The organism is Microbacterium sp. KNMS, assembly GCF_053851835.1.
Window position 1 is genome coordinate 1 of sequence record NZ_JBSQBP010000041.1, and the last position, 14,798, is coordinate 14,798.

Consider the following 14,798-nt stretch of genomic DNA (forward strand, 5'->3'; position numbering starts at 1 on the left):
CCCCCCCCCCCCCCCCCCCCCCCCCCCCCCCCCCCCCCCCCCCCCCCCCCCCCCCCCCCCCCCCCCCCCCCCCCCCTGCCTCTTTCTCCCCCCCCCCCCCCCCCCCCCCCCCCGCTTCCGTGTGCCGACGACTACGCGTCGCCACCGGCCGTTCCGGTGTGGCCGGCGCGCACGTCCTGCAGACGGTAGCGCTCGGCGGCCTGACGCGGAGCCGCAGGGTCGACCGCGCCGTCGAGTGCGAGCGCCTCGAGCGTGCGGACGACGATCGACTCGACGTCGACCCGGAAGAACCGCCGGGCCGCGGCCCGGGTGTCGGAGAACCCGAAGCCGTCGGTCCCGAGCGAGAGCCAGCGCCCGGGCACGTAGGGCGCGATCTGGTCCTGCACCTGGCGCATGTAGTCGCTGACGGCGACGACCGGACCGCCGGACCCCTCGCGGAGGCGCCGGGTCACGTACGGCTCGCGCGGCTCGCCCGCGTGCAAGATGGCGCTGTCGGCGTCGATCGCGTCGCGGCGCAGCTCGTTCCAGCTCGTGACCGACCACACGTCGGCCGCGACTCCCCACTCCTCCGCGAGCACCCGCTGAGCCTCGATCGCCCACGGCACCGCGACGCCCGACGCGAGGATCTGCGCGGGGACGCCCTGGCCATCCGCCTGCGACACGCGGTGCATGCCGCGGAGGATGCCGTCGACATCCACGCCCTCCGGCTCGGCCGGCTGCGAGATCGGCTCGTTGTAGACCGTGAGGTAGTACATGACGTTCGGGTCGGGATGGGCCCCTCCGTACATGCGCTCGAACCCCGCGCGCACGATGTGCGCGAGCTCGTATCCGTAGGCCAGGTCGTACGAGACCACCGCCGGGTTCGTCGATGCCAGCAGCGGCGAGTGGCCGTCGCCGTGCTGCAGCCCCTCGCCCGTGAGGGTCGTGCGCCCCGCGGTCGCGCCGATCACGAAGCCGCGCGCCATCTGGTCGGCCGCGGCCCAGAACGAGTCGCCCGTGCGCTGGAACCCGAACATCGAGTAGAAGACGTAGACGGGGATGAGCGGCTCGCCGTGCGTCGCATACGACGTGCCCGCCGCCGTGAAGGCCGCGACGGCACCGGCCTCGTTGATGCCGACGTGGAGGATCTGACCGGCCTCGGACTCCTTGTAGGCGAGGAGCAGCTCGCGGTCGACCGACATGTAGTTCTGCCCGCGCGGGTTGTAGATCTTCGAGGTCGGGAAGTACGCGTCCATGCCGAACGTGCGCGCTTCATCCGGGATGATCGGCACGATCCGGTGCCCGACCTTCTTGTCGCGCAGGATGTCGCGGAGGATGCGCGCGAACGCCATCGTCGTCGCCGCCTGCTGGGCTCCCGAGCCCTTCTTCGCCGAGGCGTACACCGCGTCGGCCGGGAGCTCGATCGCGGTGTGCGTCGCACGGCGCTCGGGCACCGGGCCGCCCAGCGCGCGACGGCGCTCGAGCATGTACTCGAGCTCGGGCGCGCCACGCTCAGGGCGGAAGTACGGCGGCCGGTACGGGTCCTCCTCGAGCTGCGCGTCGGGGATCGGGATCCGGAGCAGGTCGCGGAAGTCCTTGAGATCCTGGAGGGCGAGCTTCTTCATCTGGTGCGAGGCCATCCGGCCCTCGAAGCTCGGGCCGAGCGTGTACCCCTTGACCGTCTTCACGAGCACGACCGTGGGCTGACCGCGGTGCTCCATCGCGGCCTTGTAGGCCGAGTGCACCTTGACGTAGTCGTGCCCGCCGCGCCGGAGGTTCCAGATGTCCTCGTCGGAGTAGTCCGACACGAGCGCGAGCGTGCGCGGGTCGCGCCCGAAGAAGTGCTCGCGGACGAACGCGCCCGACTCGGCCTTGAAGGTCTGGAAGTCGCCGTCCGGTGTGCGGTTCATGAGGTCGACGAGCGCGCCGTCGACGTCGCGCTCGAACAGCGCATCCCACTCGCGGCCCCAGACGACCTTAATGACGTTCCACCCGGCACCGCGGAAGAACGCCTCGAGCTCCTGCATGACCTTCGTGTTGCCGCGGACGGGTCCGTCCAGACGCTGCAGGTTGCAGTTGATCACGAATGTGAGGTTGTCGAGCCCGTCGTTCGCCGCGAGCTGCAGCAGCCCGCGCGACTCCGGCTCATCCATCTCGCCGTCGCCGAGGAACGCCCACACGTGCTGGTCGGATGTGTCCTTGATGCCGCGCGCGTGCAGGTACCGGTTCGCCTGCGCCTGGTAGATGGCGTTCATCGGCCCGATGCCCATCGAGACCGTCGGGAACTCCCAGTAGGCCGGCTTGAGCCGCGGGTGCGGGTACGACGGCAGACCGTGCCCCTCGCGCGAGCGCTCCTGGCGGAAGCCGTCGAGGTCGGCCTCGTCGAGGCGCCCCTCCACGAACGACCGCGCGTACATGCCGGGAGACGCGTGCCCCTGGAAGTACACCTGGTCGCCGCCGCCCGGATGGTCCTTGCCGCGGAAGAAGTGGTTGAAGCCGACCTCGTAGAGCGTGGCGGCGCCCGCGTAGGTCGCGATGTGGCCGCCCACGCCCCCGGTCGACGGGTGCTGCGCACGATGCACCATGACCGCCGCGTTCCAGCGGATCCATGCGCGGTAGCGTCGCTCGGCCTGCTCGTCGCCCGGGTACGGCGCATCCTGCGAGGCCGGGATCGTGTTGACGTAGTCGGTCGTCAGCTCGGCGCGCGCGCGGTCCGCGCCGACGCGGGCGGCGAGCGCCTCGATCATGCGGTGCGCGCGCTCGCGGCCGCCCGCGGCCACGAGGCCGTCGATCGATTCGAGCCACTCCGCGGTCTCGGCGGGATCGACGTCGTCGACCCTCCGGTCGAGGAGCGCGGGTTCGAGGGGTGCTGTCATCGGCGGAAGCCCTTCCGGATGGTGCGCGAGCCCTGAGCAGGGGTGTCGGGCGCGACGCGGTCGACGGAGCTGATGTGGATGGAGGTGGTCTGGTTGCCGGCCGCGTTCACGCGCACGATCGGGACCTCGTTGCCGTCCGCGGCGATGAGCTTGCCGCCGACGAACGTGTCGCCGTCCTCGAGGGCCTCGAGCTCGTCCTCGCGGACCATGCGCGGGGGCGACGCGACGAAGACCGAGGCGTTCTTGCGCACGTTGCCGAGGGTGAGCTCGTTGAAGATGAGGTTGAGCAGGACGGCCATGATCGCGGCGGACGAGATGCCCGAGTGGAAGATGACCTCGAACCAGTCGGGGAACAGGTGGTAGATGTCGGTCTTGACGACCGGCAGCATGCCGAACGCGAGCGACGCCGCGACGATGATGAGGTTCATGTTGTTGCGATAGTCGACCTTCGACAGCGTGCGGATGCCCGAGGCCGCGACCGTGCCGAACAGGACGATGCCCGCGCCGCCGAGGACCGGCATCGGGATGGCCGCGGCGACGCGCCCGAGGATGGGCAGGACGCCGAGGATGACGAGGATGACGCCGCCTGCGGTGACGACGAAGCGGCTCTTCACGCCCGTGATGGCGACGAGGCCCACGTTCTGCGCGAACGCGCTCTGCGTGAACGAGTTGAGCAGCGGCGACACCGCGCTGGCCGCCATGTCGGCGCGCAGGCCGTTGGCGATGCGGCGCGAGTCGACGCGCGCCCCCGTGATCTCGCCGACCGCGAGGATGTCGGCGGTCGTCTCGGTGAGGATCACGAGCACGACGACGAGCATCGACACGATCGCGGCGGGGTCGAAGACCGGCGCGCCGAACGCGAGCGGGGTGGGGATGGCGAAGACCGGGCCGTCGAGGACCGACGAGAAGTCGGCCATCCCGAGCGGGATCGCGATGACGGTGCCGATGATGAGCGCGAGCAGGATCGACAGGCGCGAGATCGTGGCGCTGCCGAGCTTGGAGAGCACGACGATGATGAGGAGCGTGAGCCCGGCGAGCCCGACGTTGGCCATCGAGCCGTAGTCGTCGGCGGCCGCGTTGCCGCCCATGATCCAGTTGCCGGCGACCGGGATCAGCGAGAGGCCGATCGCGGTGATGACGACGCCCGTGACGACGGGCGGGAAGAAGCGGAGGATCATCGCGAAGAACGGCGTGATGACGAAGCCGATCAGCGACGCGGCGAGCACGGCGCCGAAGACCGCGGGCAGCCCTCCTCCCCCGTTTACGATCGCGAGCATCGTCGCGACGGCCGCGAACGACGTGCCCTGCACGAGCGGGAGCTTCGATCCGAAGAATGGGATCCCCACGCTCTGCAGGATGGTCGCGAGGCCTCCGATGAAGAGGCACGACGCGATGAGGAGGCCCTTCTCCGCGTCGGTGACGCCGGCGGCGCCGCCGAGGATGATCGGCGGGGCGATGATCCCGCCGTACATCGTCAGGACGTGCTGCAGTCCGTACATGAACGACCTGCCGACGGGCAGGCGCTCGTCCTCGGGCGATCCGGCGACATCCAGTGATCCGGGCAGCGCCCGGCGGTTCTTCTTGCTCATTGCTGACCTCCTTGTCGGCACGGCGGCGCTCGGCGCCGCCCAGGTTCGCGCGTGATCGCGCAGCGCCCGCGCGAGCGTGCGCGGGCACGCCCGTCCGCGGTCGGGTCGTCGAGAGCGACGACCCGACCGCGACGGGCTGTCGAGACGGCGCAGGGGCCGTCACGGCATCAGACGTAGGCGGGGATGCCCTGCCAGATGGCCGCGGTGTCGCCGAGGCCCTCGCGCCGCAGCGTGCCCTCGATGAGGCCGTACGGGCTGTGGGCGGCGTAGAACACCTCGTTGGGGTTGTCCTGGCCGAACGGCTCGAGGTCCACGACGAAGTGGTGGAGGTTCGGCATGGAGAACTTGATCTCGTCGATCTCGGGGTGCGCCTCGAGCACGGCGCGGCCCATGATGTACTGCGTCTCCTGGAGCGCACGCGAGTAGTGGTTCGTGAACGCCTCGAGCATGATCGTCCGGACCGACGCGAAGACCTCGTTGAAGTCGATGTCGGTGCGGTTGTACAGCCAGCGCGCGGTGACGTTCGTCGCGAGGATGCGGTCGGTCGTCTCGGGGAGCGTCGTGTAGCGGTCGACCGGGTAGCCGACGAATCCCGACTGCGTCGTCTTGAGGACGGCGAGGTCCTCGAGACCCGCGACCACGTGCGTCCGGTCGCCGACGATCTTCACGACCGCGGTGCGGGTCTCGGCTCCCGTGCCGCCGCGGAAGAACGAGTGGTCATGGCCCTCGCCCGCGACCGGGATGCGCGACCAGGTCGCCTGACGCGCACCCCAGCGGCCGCCCGTGACCCACTCGAACTCGCTCGTGAAGTGGCGGCCGAGGCGGATGAGGAAGTCCTCGGGCGACCCGATGCCCTCCCGAGCGAAGCCGAACACCGTGTTCTTCTGCGTGTCCGTCGGCACGACGTGCGAGTTGTCGCCCTCGTAGTAGCACGAGTCGAAGTCGCCGTGGAGCTGCGAGACGACCGTGAGGTCCTCGATCTCGTGGCGGTCGGTGTCGCGCGTGACGCGGACGACGTGGACCTCTGCCTTGCCGTACTGGCTGTCGCCCAGCACGACCTTGGTCTGGGACGAGGTCTCGACGGTGGTGTCAGCGATGGTCATGATCAGCTACCCCTGTAGGTTGAATATGCGAACGGGCTGATGAGTAGCGGTACGTGATAGTGCTGCTCGGCGTCGCCGACCGTGAAGTCGATCGTGACGACGGGGTAGAAGGAATCCGTGCCGGTGCGCGCGAAGTAGGCGGCGACCTCGAAGCGGAGCCGGTAGTGCCCCGGCTCGAGCGCCTCGGGACCGAGGTCCTTCACACGGCCGTCCGCGTCGGTGCGGGCGGATGCGACGACCGCGCCGTCCGCGTCCTCCAGTGCCACCGCGACGTCGGCGGCCGGACGGCCGATCGACGCGTCGAGGATGTGCGTGGTGACGTGGCTCATGCGCGGAGGATCCCTTCCAGTCGGAGGAGTGCGATCTCGCGAAGCTGTTCGGCGACTTCGCGGATCTCGTCCTCGTCGGTGTTGTCGAGACGGCGGTTCAGCTCGTCGAGGATCTCTCGACCGCTGCGGCCCGCCGCCCGGATGAGGAAGACTCGCCCGAATCGCTCCTCGTAGGCGCGGTTGCCCGCGTGGAGCTCTGCGGCCAGTGCCGCATCGCCCGCATCGACGCCGGCCTGCTCTCCTCGCGACATGCCGGCTTCCGTCGAGCTGCCGCTCGGACGGTCCCCGATGCGCGGGTGATGCGCCAGCGCCGCGTCGATGTCCTCGTCCGTCCAGTCGAGCGCCCGCTCGCGGGCGGCCGACAGCACCTCCTCCACGTTGGAGTACGGACGAGCGGACACGATGGCCTCCACCCAGCGGTCGATGTCGGCGGCGGGCCGGATGAGCGCATCCGCCTCCGTCGGCGTCAGCTGGTTGAACGCTGCAAGCGTCATTGCTTACCTTCCTTCATTCCACATTCCGGAACTGTTCTTCCGTTGTGTGTAATTAGTGAAGCACCCCGTTTCGGGAGAGTCAAGCCGACCTCCGTGAGAAGCTACCGTGCGCACCGTCGTGCAGAAGAAGGAGACACCATGTCGACGCAGACCCGCGCCATCCGCAGCGCGCTCATCACCGGCGCCGGGACGGGCATCGGGCGGGCGACCGCCCTCGAGCTCGCGCGCCGCGGCTGGTCGCTCACCCTCATCGGGCGCACGCGCGAGACGCTCGAGCGGACGGCCGCTGAGATCGCGGAGGCGGGCGGGCCGGCCGCCGCGTGGGTCCCCGCCGACGTGACGCGACCGGATGACGTCGTCCGCGCGTTCGATGCCGCGCAGGAGCACGCCGGTCGCGTCGACCTGCTCTTCAACAACGCGGGCGCATTCGGACCCCAGGCGCGGATCGACGAGCTTTCGGACGACGACTGGCAGCAGGTGCTCGACGTCAACGTCACGGGCGCGGTGCTCTGCGCACGCGAGGCCTTCCGCCGCATGCGCGCGCAGACCCCGCAGGGCGGCCGGATCATCAACAACGGCTCGGTGTCGGCCCACCGTCCGCGCCCGCAATCGGCCGCCTACACGATCACGAAGCACGCGGTGACGGGGCTCACGCGCTCGGTCGCGCTCGACGGGCGCTCCTACGGCATCACCGCGACCCAGATCGACATCGGCAACGCCGCCACCGAGCTCCTGCACGGCATCGACGCGGGCGACGGCGCGTTGCAGCCCGACGGCACGCGCCGCATCGAGCCGACGTTCGACGTCGCGCACGCCGCGCGCCTCATCGCAGACGTCGCCGACCTGCCGCACGAGGTCGCGGTCCACGAGATCGTGGTGACCGCGACCGGCATGCCGTTCGACGGGCGCGGCTGATCAGCCATTGCGCCGCTGCGTCGGGCTGGACTATAATGAATTCCGAGCTACAGAAGCTTTATTCCATATCGTGAAACTACGGAGGCATCGTGGCCGAAGAGACCGTCGCACAGCTCGCTCCCGGCGCCGACGCGCCCGACTTCGCCCTGAGCGACGCGAAGGGCGAGACGGTGCGACTGTCCGACTTCGCGGGCGGACGCACCATCCTCTACTTCTACCCCGCGGCCTTCACTCCCGGCTGCACGACCGAGGCGTGCGACTTCCGAGACAACCTCGCGTCGCTCAGCGGCGCCGGCTACCGGGTCGTCGGCATCTCGAAGGACGACGTCAAGACGCTCGCCCGCTTCGCCGAGGAGGACCGCCTGGACTTCCCGCTCCTCTCCGACCCGGATCACGCCGTCGCGAAGAGCTACGGCGCGTGGGGCGAGAAGCAGATCGACGGCCGCACTCTCACGGGCGTGCTGCGCTCGACGTTCGTGCTCGATGAGGAGAACCGCATCGAGATCGCCGAGTACCGCGTCGACCCGGATGGGCACGTCGCGGCCCTGCGCGAGAAGCTTGGGGTCTGAGAAGGAGCGCGCGTCACGCGTCGACGCGCTGCTCCTCCGCGATGTGAAGCGCCTCCGCGGTGCGTCGCATCTCGGCGCGCGCCTTCGCGGCGTCTCCGTTCAGCGTCTCTCCGTAGGTGGGGATGAGCTCGCGCAGCGCGGGCTTCCATCCCTCGATCCGATCAGGGAAGCACGACGACAGCACGTCGAGCATGATCGTCGCGCCCGTCGACGCGCCCGGGGATGCTCCGAGCAGACCCGCGATCGAGCCATCCGCCGCCGAGACCACCTCGGTGCCGAACTGGAGCTTGCCGCCCTTCATGACCTGGGCGCGCTGGCCGGCCTGAATGAGCTCCCAGTCCGCGCCGTCGGCCGTGGGCACGAAGACGCGCAGGGCCTCGATCTTCTTGACACGGCTCTTGAGGAGCTCGGTCACGAGGTACTTCACGAGGTCGAGGTTCGTGGCTCCGACCTTGAGCATCGAGCCGATGTTGTGCAGGCGCACCTGCGAGACGATGTCGAGCCACGACCCCTTCTTGAGGAACTTCGGGCTGAACGTCGCGAACGGACCGAACATGAGCGACCCCTCGCCGTCGACGCGGCGGGCGTCGAGGTGCGGGACCGACATGGGCGGGGCGCCCACGGCCGCCTGCGAGTACACCTTCGCGCCGTGCTTCGCGACGAGCTTCGGATCGGTCGTCTTGAGGAACTGGCCGCCGATCGGGAAGACGCCGTAGCCCTTGATCTCGGGGATGCGCGCCTTCTGCAGGAGCTTGATGGCCCATCCGCCCGCGCCGACGAAGACGAAGCGCGCCCGGACCTGGCCGGGCGTCTTGCCGACCCGGTTGCGGTAGCTGACGAGCCAGGTGCCGTCCTTCTGCTTCTTGAGGCCGTTGACCTCGTGGTTCAGCAGCACCTCGGCGTCGTTCGCGCGGAGGTGGTCGAAAAGCTGGCGGGTGAGCGCGCCGAAGTCGACGTCGGTGCCGGCCGGCACGCGCGTCGCGGCGAAGGGCTCGTCGGTCTTGCGGCGCTTCTCCATGAGCAGCGGCGCCCAGGAGTGGATGACGCGCGAGTCCTCGGAGTACTCGATGCCCTCGAAGAGCGGCTGGTCCTTGAGCGTCTCGTAGCGCGCGCGGAGGTAGGAGACGTCCTTCTCCCCCGTGACGAACGTCATGTGCGGCGTCGTGCTGATGAACGTCGACGGCGCGTCGAGGATGCCCTTCGCGACGAGGGATGCCCACAGCTCGCGGCTCTGCTGGAACTGCTCGTTGATGCCGATCGCCTTCGCCGGGTTCGACGGGTCGGGCATGTAGTTGAGCTCGCACAGGGCGGAGTGCCCGGTTCCCGCGTTGTTCCACGCGTTCGAGCTCTCCTGCGCGACCTCCCCGTCGCGCTCGAAGGCGACGATCTTCCAGTCGGGCTGCAGTTCCTTGAGGAGCGTGCCGAGTGTGGCGGACATGATCCCGCCGCCGATCAGCACGACATCGACGGTTTCACTCACGCGTCAATCCTATTCCCGGCTTTTCGGCGAACCTGACCATCCGCCGTCGAAAGAACATCGGAACTTGCGTTTTCGGCGCCCCGAAGACGGTGGCGTTCTTGCGATCGGGCCGGGACGCAGAACGGGCCGGCCCCGGGGGCCGGCCCGTTCTGCGGGATGGATCAGCGCGCGACGGCCGAACCGAGCTTGGCGGCGACGAGCTCCGCGATCTGCACCGCGTTGAGCGCGGCGCCCTTGCGGAGGTTGTCGTTCGAGATGAACAGCACGAGACCGCGCCCCTCGGGAGCCGACTGGTCGGCGCGGATCCGACCGACGTAGCTGGGGTCGCTTCCCGCCGCCTGCAGCGGAGTCGGGACCTCCTCGAGAGCCACGCCCGGAGCATCCGCGAGGAGCTCGCGCGCGCGCTCGGGCGTGATCTCGCGCGCGAACTCGGCGTGGATGCTCAGCGAGTGGCCCGTGAACACCGGAACGCGCACGCACGTGCCGGCCACGCGCAGGTCGGGGAGCTCGAGGATCTTGCGGCTCTCGTTGCGGAGCTTCTTCTCCTCGTCGGTCTCGTTCAGCCCGTCGTCGACGAGGTTGCCCGCGAGCGGCACGACGTCGAACGCGATGGGCGCGACGTACTTCTCGGGCTTCGGGAAGTCGACCGCCGAGCCGTCGTGCACGAGGCGGAGGGTGTCGCCCTGGGCGAGGACGCCCTCGACCTGACCGAGGAGCTCCTGCGCGCCGGCGAGGCCAGAGCCCGAGACGGCCTGGTAGGTCGAGACGATGAGGCGCTCGAGGCCGGCCTCGGCGGCGAGCGGCTTGAGGACGGGCATGGCCGCCATGGTCGTGCAGTTCGGGTTCGCGATGATGCCCTTGACGGCCTGGTCGATCGCGTGCGGGTTGACCTCGCTCACGACGAGCGGGACATCGGGGTCCATGCGCCAGGCGCTCGAGTTGTCGATGACGACCGCGCCGGCCGCGGCGAAGCGCGGGGCGTGCTCCTTCGAGGCGGAGCCGCCGGCGGAGAAGAGCGCGATGTCGATGCCCGACAGGTCGTCGGTCGCGATGTCCTCGACGACGACCGCGGTGCCGCCGAAGTCGATCGTTCGGCCGGCCGAGCGCGCCGACGCGAAGAGCCGCAGCTCGCGGATCGGGAAGTCGCGCTCCTGGAGGATCTCGCGCATCACGGTGCCGACCTGGCCGGTGGCGCCGACGACGGCGACGGAGAGTCCTGATTCAGAGATGCGGGTCATGGTGTTCCTCGGGGATGCGAGCGGGGTTGCTCGATTCTACCGGCGCCGCGGAGTGCCCCGTCCCGCCCGGGCATGTCTCGCTTGTCGCGGGTCAGCGACCGGGCATGTCTCACGTGGTGCGGGCCAGCGACCGGGCATGTCTCACTTGTCGCCGGTCAGCGACCGGGCATGTCTCATTTGGTGCGGGTATAGCGCCTCGATACCGGCGCCGAGTGAGACATGCGTGATGGGAGTGGACGACGAAGGCCTCCGACCGCGAGGTCGGAGGCCTTCGGAGAGGGATGTCAGCGGCCGGTCCCGGCGTAGACGGTCGCCTCGACCTCGCCGTCGAGCCCGTACGCCGAGTGGACGACGCGGGCGGCCTCGTCGAGCTCGGTGTCGCGGAGGATGACCGAGATGCGGATCTCGCTCGTCGAGATCATCTCGATGTTGATGCCGGCGGAGCTCAGCGCCTCGAAGAGCGTCAGCGAGACGCCCGAGTGCGTGCGCATGCCCGCGCCGACGACCGAGAGCTTGCCGACCTGGTCGTCGTAGACGAGGTTCTCGTACCCGATGTCGTCCTGCGCCGCCGTGAGCGCCTTCGCGACCTCGGCGGCCGACTGCTTCGGCAGCGTGAACGAGATGTCGGTGCGACCAGCCTTCGCCGACTGCACGTTCTGCACGATCATGTCGATGTTGGCGCCCGTCTTCGCGACGAGCGTGAAGATCGCGGCTGCCGAGCCCGGCACATCCGGCACGCCGAGGACCGTGATCTTGGCCTGGCTGCGGTCGATGGCGACTCCGGCGACGACCGGCTCTTCCATTCCGATGGCGTCGTCCGACATGATCTCTCCCTTGGCATTGCGGGGGGCCTTCATCCCCTCGCCCAGAACGTACGTGCCCTCGTTCGACGTGAACGTCGAGCGGGCGTGGATGAGCACGCCGTGGCGACGGGCGTACTCGACGGCGCGGATGTAGAGCACCTTGGCACCGTTGGCGGCGAGCTCGAGCATCTCCTCGGCCGTGATGTGGCCGAGCTTGCGGGCGAGGGGCACGACCCGCGGGTCTGCCGTGAAGATGCCGTCGACGTCGCTGTAGATCTCGCACACGTCGGCGTCGAGCGCAGCGGCGAGCGCGACGGCGGTCGTGTCGGATCCGCCTCGGCCGAGCGTCGTGATGTCCTTCGTGTCGCGGTTGAAGCCCTGGAAGCCCGCGACGATGACGACAGCCCCGTCGTCGAGAGCCGCACGCAGGCGCACGGGGGTGACGTCGACGATGCGCGCGGCGCCGTGGTCGGCCGTCGTGATCATGCCCGCCTGGCTGCCCGTGAACGAGCGCGCCTCGTATCCCATCGAGTGGATGGCCATGGCCAGGAGCGCCATCGAGATGCGCTCTCCGCTGGAGAGGAGCATGTCGAGCTCGCGCGGCGCGGGCACCGGCGCGACCTGCGACGCGAGGTCGAGCAGCTCGTCGGTGGTGTCTCCCATCGCGCTGACGGCGACGACGACGTCGTGCCCCGCCCGGCGGGTGTCGACGATGCGCTTCGCGACGCGCTTGATGCTCTCGGCGTCGGCGACGGACGAGCCGCCGAACTTCTGGACGATCAACGCCAAGTGAGACTCCTCACAGTGCGGGCGGGTGAGGGACGCAGGGCGCGCCCAGTCGACAAGTCTAGAGGCTCCGCACTCGCCGCCCCGCGCCCGCCCGCGCCGCCGAGAGGGCCATCCCCCGCCGACCGTGCACGTGGGCGCCGGGAGGGCCATCCCCCGCGGGCCGTGCACGCGGACGCCGAGAGGGCCATCCCCCGCCGAGCGTGCACGCGGGCGCCGGGAGGGCGGCCGGCGGCGCGCCTCTCGGCGGCGACGCGCTGTCTGGGCGGCGAGGTGCTGTCTCGCCCGCGCGCTCAGGGGCGGCTACGCGCTGTCTCGGCGGCGACGCGCTGTCTCGGCGGCGACGCGCTGTCTCGGCCGCGAGGTGCAGTCTCGCCCGCGCGCTCAGGGGCGGCAACGCTCTGTCTCGGCGGCAACGCTCTGTCTCGGCGGCAACGCGCTGTCTCGGCCGCGCGGTGCAGTCTCGCCCGCACGCTCAGAGGCGGCGGCGGCCCTCAGAGGCGGCGGCGGCCCTCGAACGCGCGGCCGAGGGTGACCTCGTCGGCGTACTCGAGGTCTCCGCCGACCGGGAGGCCCGACGCGAGACGCGAGACCGCGATGTCGAGCGTCGTGAGCAGGCGGCTCAGATAGGCCGCGGTCGCCTCGCCCTCGAGGTTCGGGTTCGTCGCGAGGATGACCTCCTGGACGGTCCCGTCGGCGAGGCGCGTCATGAGCTGCTGGATGCGCAGGTCGTCGGGCCCGATGCCGGCGATCGGGCTGATCGCCCCGCCGAGCACGTGATAGCGGCCGCGGAACTCGCGCGTGCGCTCGATCGCGGCGACGTCCTTCGCGTCCTCGACGACGCAGATGAGCGCCGGGTTGCGACGGGGGTCACGGCAGATGGCGCACGTCTCGCTCTCGGAGACGTTGCCGCAGATCTCGCAGAACCTCACCCGCTCACGCACTTCGCGCAGGAGCTCGGAGAGCCGCGAGACGTCGAAGGACGGGGTCTGCAGGATGTGGAACGCGATGCGCTGGGCCGACTTGGGGCCGATGCCGGGAAGCCGGCCGAGCTCGTCGATCAGCTCCTGGACGATGCCGTCGTACATGGAGGGATGGTGTCCTTACGCAGGGGAGGTCACTGGAAGCGGGTCGCGGGCTCGTACGGCTCCTCGTGGAGGAACGTCGCGCCGAGCACCTGGCGGACCACCGCCTCGCCGTAGCGCTGGATGCCCTCGGGCCCGACGTGGCGCGCCTGCACCCTCGGCACCGGCGCCGGGTTCGGCGCGATCGCCTCCGCCGGCTCGGGCGGGATGTCGCCCGGGTCGGTGTCGTCGTCCTCGTCGAGGACGGGAGCGGCCGGCGCGGGCGCGGCGATCTCGCCATCCGCGACGGGCGGCACAATGCGGGCCGCGGGCGGGATCTCCGCCTCCTCCGGATCCTCGTCGACCGCGAGGGTGCCGACGGCACCACCCGGGATCGGCGCGACGGCCCACTCCGTGACGGTGCGGGACGACAGGGCGACCGCTCCTGCATCGGCCGAGGGCGCCGACGCGCGCTGCGGCGCCGACCGCTCCGGTGCGCGTGCGACGCCGCCCGGGCCGACGGGAGGCGTCTGGCCGCCGCCCGGTCCGCTCGATCCGGGCCCCGCGCCGCCTGGTCCGCTCGATCCAGGCCCGCCGGGGCCCGGCTCGTGACGGGCGAGGTACTTCACGCGGATGCCGAGGACCTCGAGGATGACCCCGCGCAGGTCCTCGCTCACTCCCCCGCCCTGCGGCGTGCGCTGCTTGAAGGTCGCGAGGTCGCGCTGGTTCGTGAACGCCAGCGTCAGCACGTCGCCCTCCGCGGCCACCGGCCGCGCGCTCTGGAGCACGAGCCACGACGCGCGACTCGCGTGCTCCAGTCGGGCGAGGATCCCCGACCACACGGCCTGCACTCCGGCGAGGGTCAGCGGCGCGCCGGCAGGAGCAGGCTCACGCGCGGGCTCCGGTCGACGCGGCTGCTCGCTGCGAGCGGGCTCGTCGTACGGGTCGTAGGGCGGCTCGTCCTCGGGCGCGGGCAGCGGCCCGTCGTCGGCCGGCGGACGCTCGGCAGACGACGGCTGTGCGGGAGCCACGGGCCCGTCCGCACCGGGCGGGATGGTCGCCCAGCCGGCGGCGGGGACGGTTCCGTCATCGCGGACGGCCGTCGCGGGCCGTACGGGCGTCTCGGGACCGTCGGGCCTCACCGCGCTGGCCGGCGCCGCAGCCGCGGGCGCGGGCGCGGGCGCGGGCGCGGCCGGAGACGTGGGAGGTGCCGCCGTGGGCCCTGCGGTCGGTGCCGCCGCAGGAGGTTCCGTGGGTGCTGCCGCAGCCGGAGCGGCCGCCGCAGGAGCGTCCGAGGGAGTTGCGGGCGCAGCCGTCGGTGCGGCTGCGGGAGGTGCCACCGGCGCAGCGACGGAAGGTGCAGCCGCCGGTACCGCAGGTGCAGCCGCCGGTGCCGCCGCAGGAGGTACCGCAGGCGCAGCGGCCGCAGGCGCAGCCGCCGGTGCGGCCGCAGGAGGTACCGCAGGCGCAGCGGCCGCAGGCGCAGCCGCCGGTGCCGCCGCAGGTGCCGCGGCCGCCGCCGCAGCAGGTGCCGCGGGAACCGCCCCAGCAGGTGCCCCCGCCGCAGCAGGCG

The 14,798-nt window shown here is 71.0% G+C and carries 13 protein-coding genes; 2 read left to right on the plus strand and 11 right to left on the minus strand.

The features are described 5' to 3' along the window. Positions 1-131: 131 nt before the first annotated feature. From aceE to uraD, 5 genes are all read right to left on the minus strand, one after another. The gene (aceE, locus tag ACWXWW_RS17395) at positions 132-2,855 is read right to left on the minus strand and encodes a pyruvate dehydrogenase (acetyl-transferring), homodimeric type (protein ID WP_455971211.1); all 2,724 of its coding nucleotides are present in this window, start codon (positions 2,853-2,855) and stop codon (positions 132-134) included. Further along, positions 2,852-4,444, minus strand: coding sequence for a nucleobase:cation symporter-2 family protein (locus tag ACWXWW_RS17400; protein WP_421076311.1), 1,593 nt, complete (start codon positions 4,442-4,444; stop codon positions 2,852-2,854). The genes aceE and ACWXWW_RS17400 overlap by 4 nt, the downstream gene beginning before the upstream one ends. 167 nt (positions 4,445-4,611) lie before the next feature. Further along, on the minus strand, positions 4,612-5,547 hold the full coding sequence (gene pucL, locus ACWXWW_RS17405; RefSeq protein WP_455971213.1) for a factor-independent urate hydroxylase: 936 nt from the start codon (positions 5,545-5,547) through the stop codon (positions 4,612-4,614). A 2-nt stretch (positions 5,548-5,549) separates the two neighbouring features. Continuing rightward, the gene (uraH, locus tag ACWXWW_RS17410; protein ID WP_282979724.1) at positions 5,550-5,876 is read right to left on the minus strand and encodes a hydroxyisourate hydrolase; all 327 of its coding nucleotides are present in this window, start codon (positions 5,874-5,876) and stop codon (positions 5,550-5,552) included. Further along, on the minus strand, positions 5,873-6,370 hold the full coding sequence (gene uraD / locus ACWXWW_RS17415) for a 2-oxo-4-hydroxy-4-carboxy-5-ureidoimidazoline decarboxylase (protein ID WP_455971215.1): 498 nt from the start codon (positions 6,368-6,370) through the stop codon (positions 5,873-5,875). The genes uraH and uraD overlap by 4 nt, the downstream gene beginning before the upstream one ends. Before the next feature lie 138 nt (positions 6,371-6,508). Here uraD and ACWXWW_RS17420 point away from each other — a divergent pair, with 138 nt between their 5' ends. Together ACWXWW_RS17420 and bcp are read left to right on the plus strand one after the other, a co-directional pair. Next, positions 6,509-7,285 (plus strand): SDR family oxidoreductase, encoded by a 777-nt coding sequence (locus ACWXWW_RS17420; protein WP_455971217.1) that lies wholly within the window; start codon positions 6,509-6,511, stop codon positions 7,283-7,285. 89 nt (positions 7,286-7,374) lie between these two features. Then, positions 7,375-7,854, plus strand: coding sequence for a thioredoxin-dependent thiol peroxidase (gene bcp, locus ACWXWW_RS17425; RefSeq protein ID WP_455971219.1), 480 nt, complete (start codon positions 7,375-7,377; stop codon positions 7,852-7,854). A 13-nt stretch (positions 7,855-7,867) separates the two neighbouring features. On the opposite strand, the gene mqo is transcribed toward bcp, so the two are convergent. From mqo to ACWXWW_RS17455, 6 genes are all read right to left on the minus strand, one after another. Beyond that, positions 7,868-9,334, minus strand: a complete 1,467-nt coding sequence (gene mqo, locus ACWXWW_RS17430) for a malate dehydrogenase (quinone) (RefSeq protein ID WP_455971221.1) — start codon at positions 9,332-9,334, stop codon at positions 7,868-7,870. Positions 9,335-9,495: 161 nt separating this feature from the next. After that, positions 9,496-10,572, minus strand: coding sequence for an aspartate-semialdehyde dehydrogenase (locus tag ACWXWW_RS17435; RefSeq protein ID WP_455971223.1), 1,077 nt, complete (start codon positions 10,570-10,572; stop codon positions 9,496-9,498). Positions 10,573-10,856: 284 nt separating this feature from the next. After that, entirely contained in the window at positions 10,857-12,164 is a 1,308-nt protein-coding gene (locus ACWXWW_RS17440; protein WP_271173951.1) for an aspartate kinase, read from the minus strand. A 491-nt stretch (positions 12,165-12,655) separates the two neighbouring features. Beyond that, a complete protein-coding gene (gene recR, locus ACWXWW_RS17445; RefSeq protein ID WP_271173952.1) occupies positions 12,656-13,249 on the minus strand; it encodes a recombination mediator RecR in 594 nt (197 codons plus the stop codon). 29 nt (positions 13,250-13,278) lie between these two features. Then, positions 13,279-14,367, minus strand: a complete 1,089-nt coding sequence (locus ACWXWW_RS17450) for a hypothetical protein (protein WP_455971224.1) — start codon at positions 14,365-14,367, stop codon at positions 13,279-13,281. Beyond that, positions 14,364-14,798: hypothetical protein (locus ACWXWW_RS17455; RefSeq protein ID WP_455971225.1), on the minus strand; the 435-nt coding region annotated here is incomplete at its 5' end. The genes ACWXWW_RS17450 and ACWXWW_RS17455, both read right to left, overlap by 4 nt.

Coding starts and splice junctions, on each gene's coding strand:
- ACWXWW_RS17400 (WP_421076311.1), bottom strand. CDS start 4,444: ATGAGCAAGAAGAACCGCCGGGCGCTGCCCGGATCACTGGATGTCGCC.
- ACWXWW_RS17420 (WP_455971217.1), top strand. CDS start 6,509: ATGTCGACGCAGACCCGCGCCATCCGCAGCGCGCTCATCACCGGCGCC.
- pucL (WP_455971213.1), bottom strand. CDS start 5,547: ATGACCATCGCTGACACCACCGTCGAGACCTCGTCCCAGACCAAGGTC.
- recR (WP_271173952.1), bottom strand. CDS start 13,249: ATGTACGACGGCATCGTCCAGGAGCTGATCGACGAGCTCGGCCGGCTT.
- uraD (WP_455971215.1), bottom strand. CDS start 6,370: ATGACGCTTGCAGCGTTCAACCAGCTGACGCCGACGGAGGCGGATGCG.
- ACWXWW_RS17435 (WP_455971223.1), bottom strand. CDS start 10,572: ATGACCCGCATCTCTGAATCAGGACTCTCCGTCGCCGTCGTCGGCGCC.
- uraH (WP_282979724.1), bottom strand. CDS start 5,876: ATGAGCCACGTCACCACGCACATCCTCGACGCGTCGATCGGCCGTCCG.
- aceE (WP_455971211.1), bottom strand. CDS start 2,855: ATGACAGCACCCCTCGAACCCGCGCTCCTCGACCGGAGGGTCGACGAC.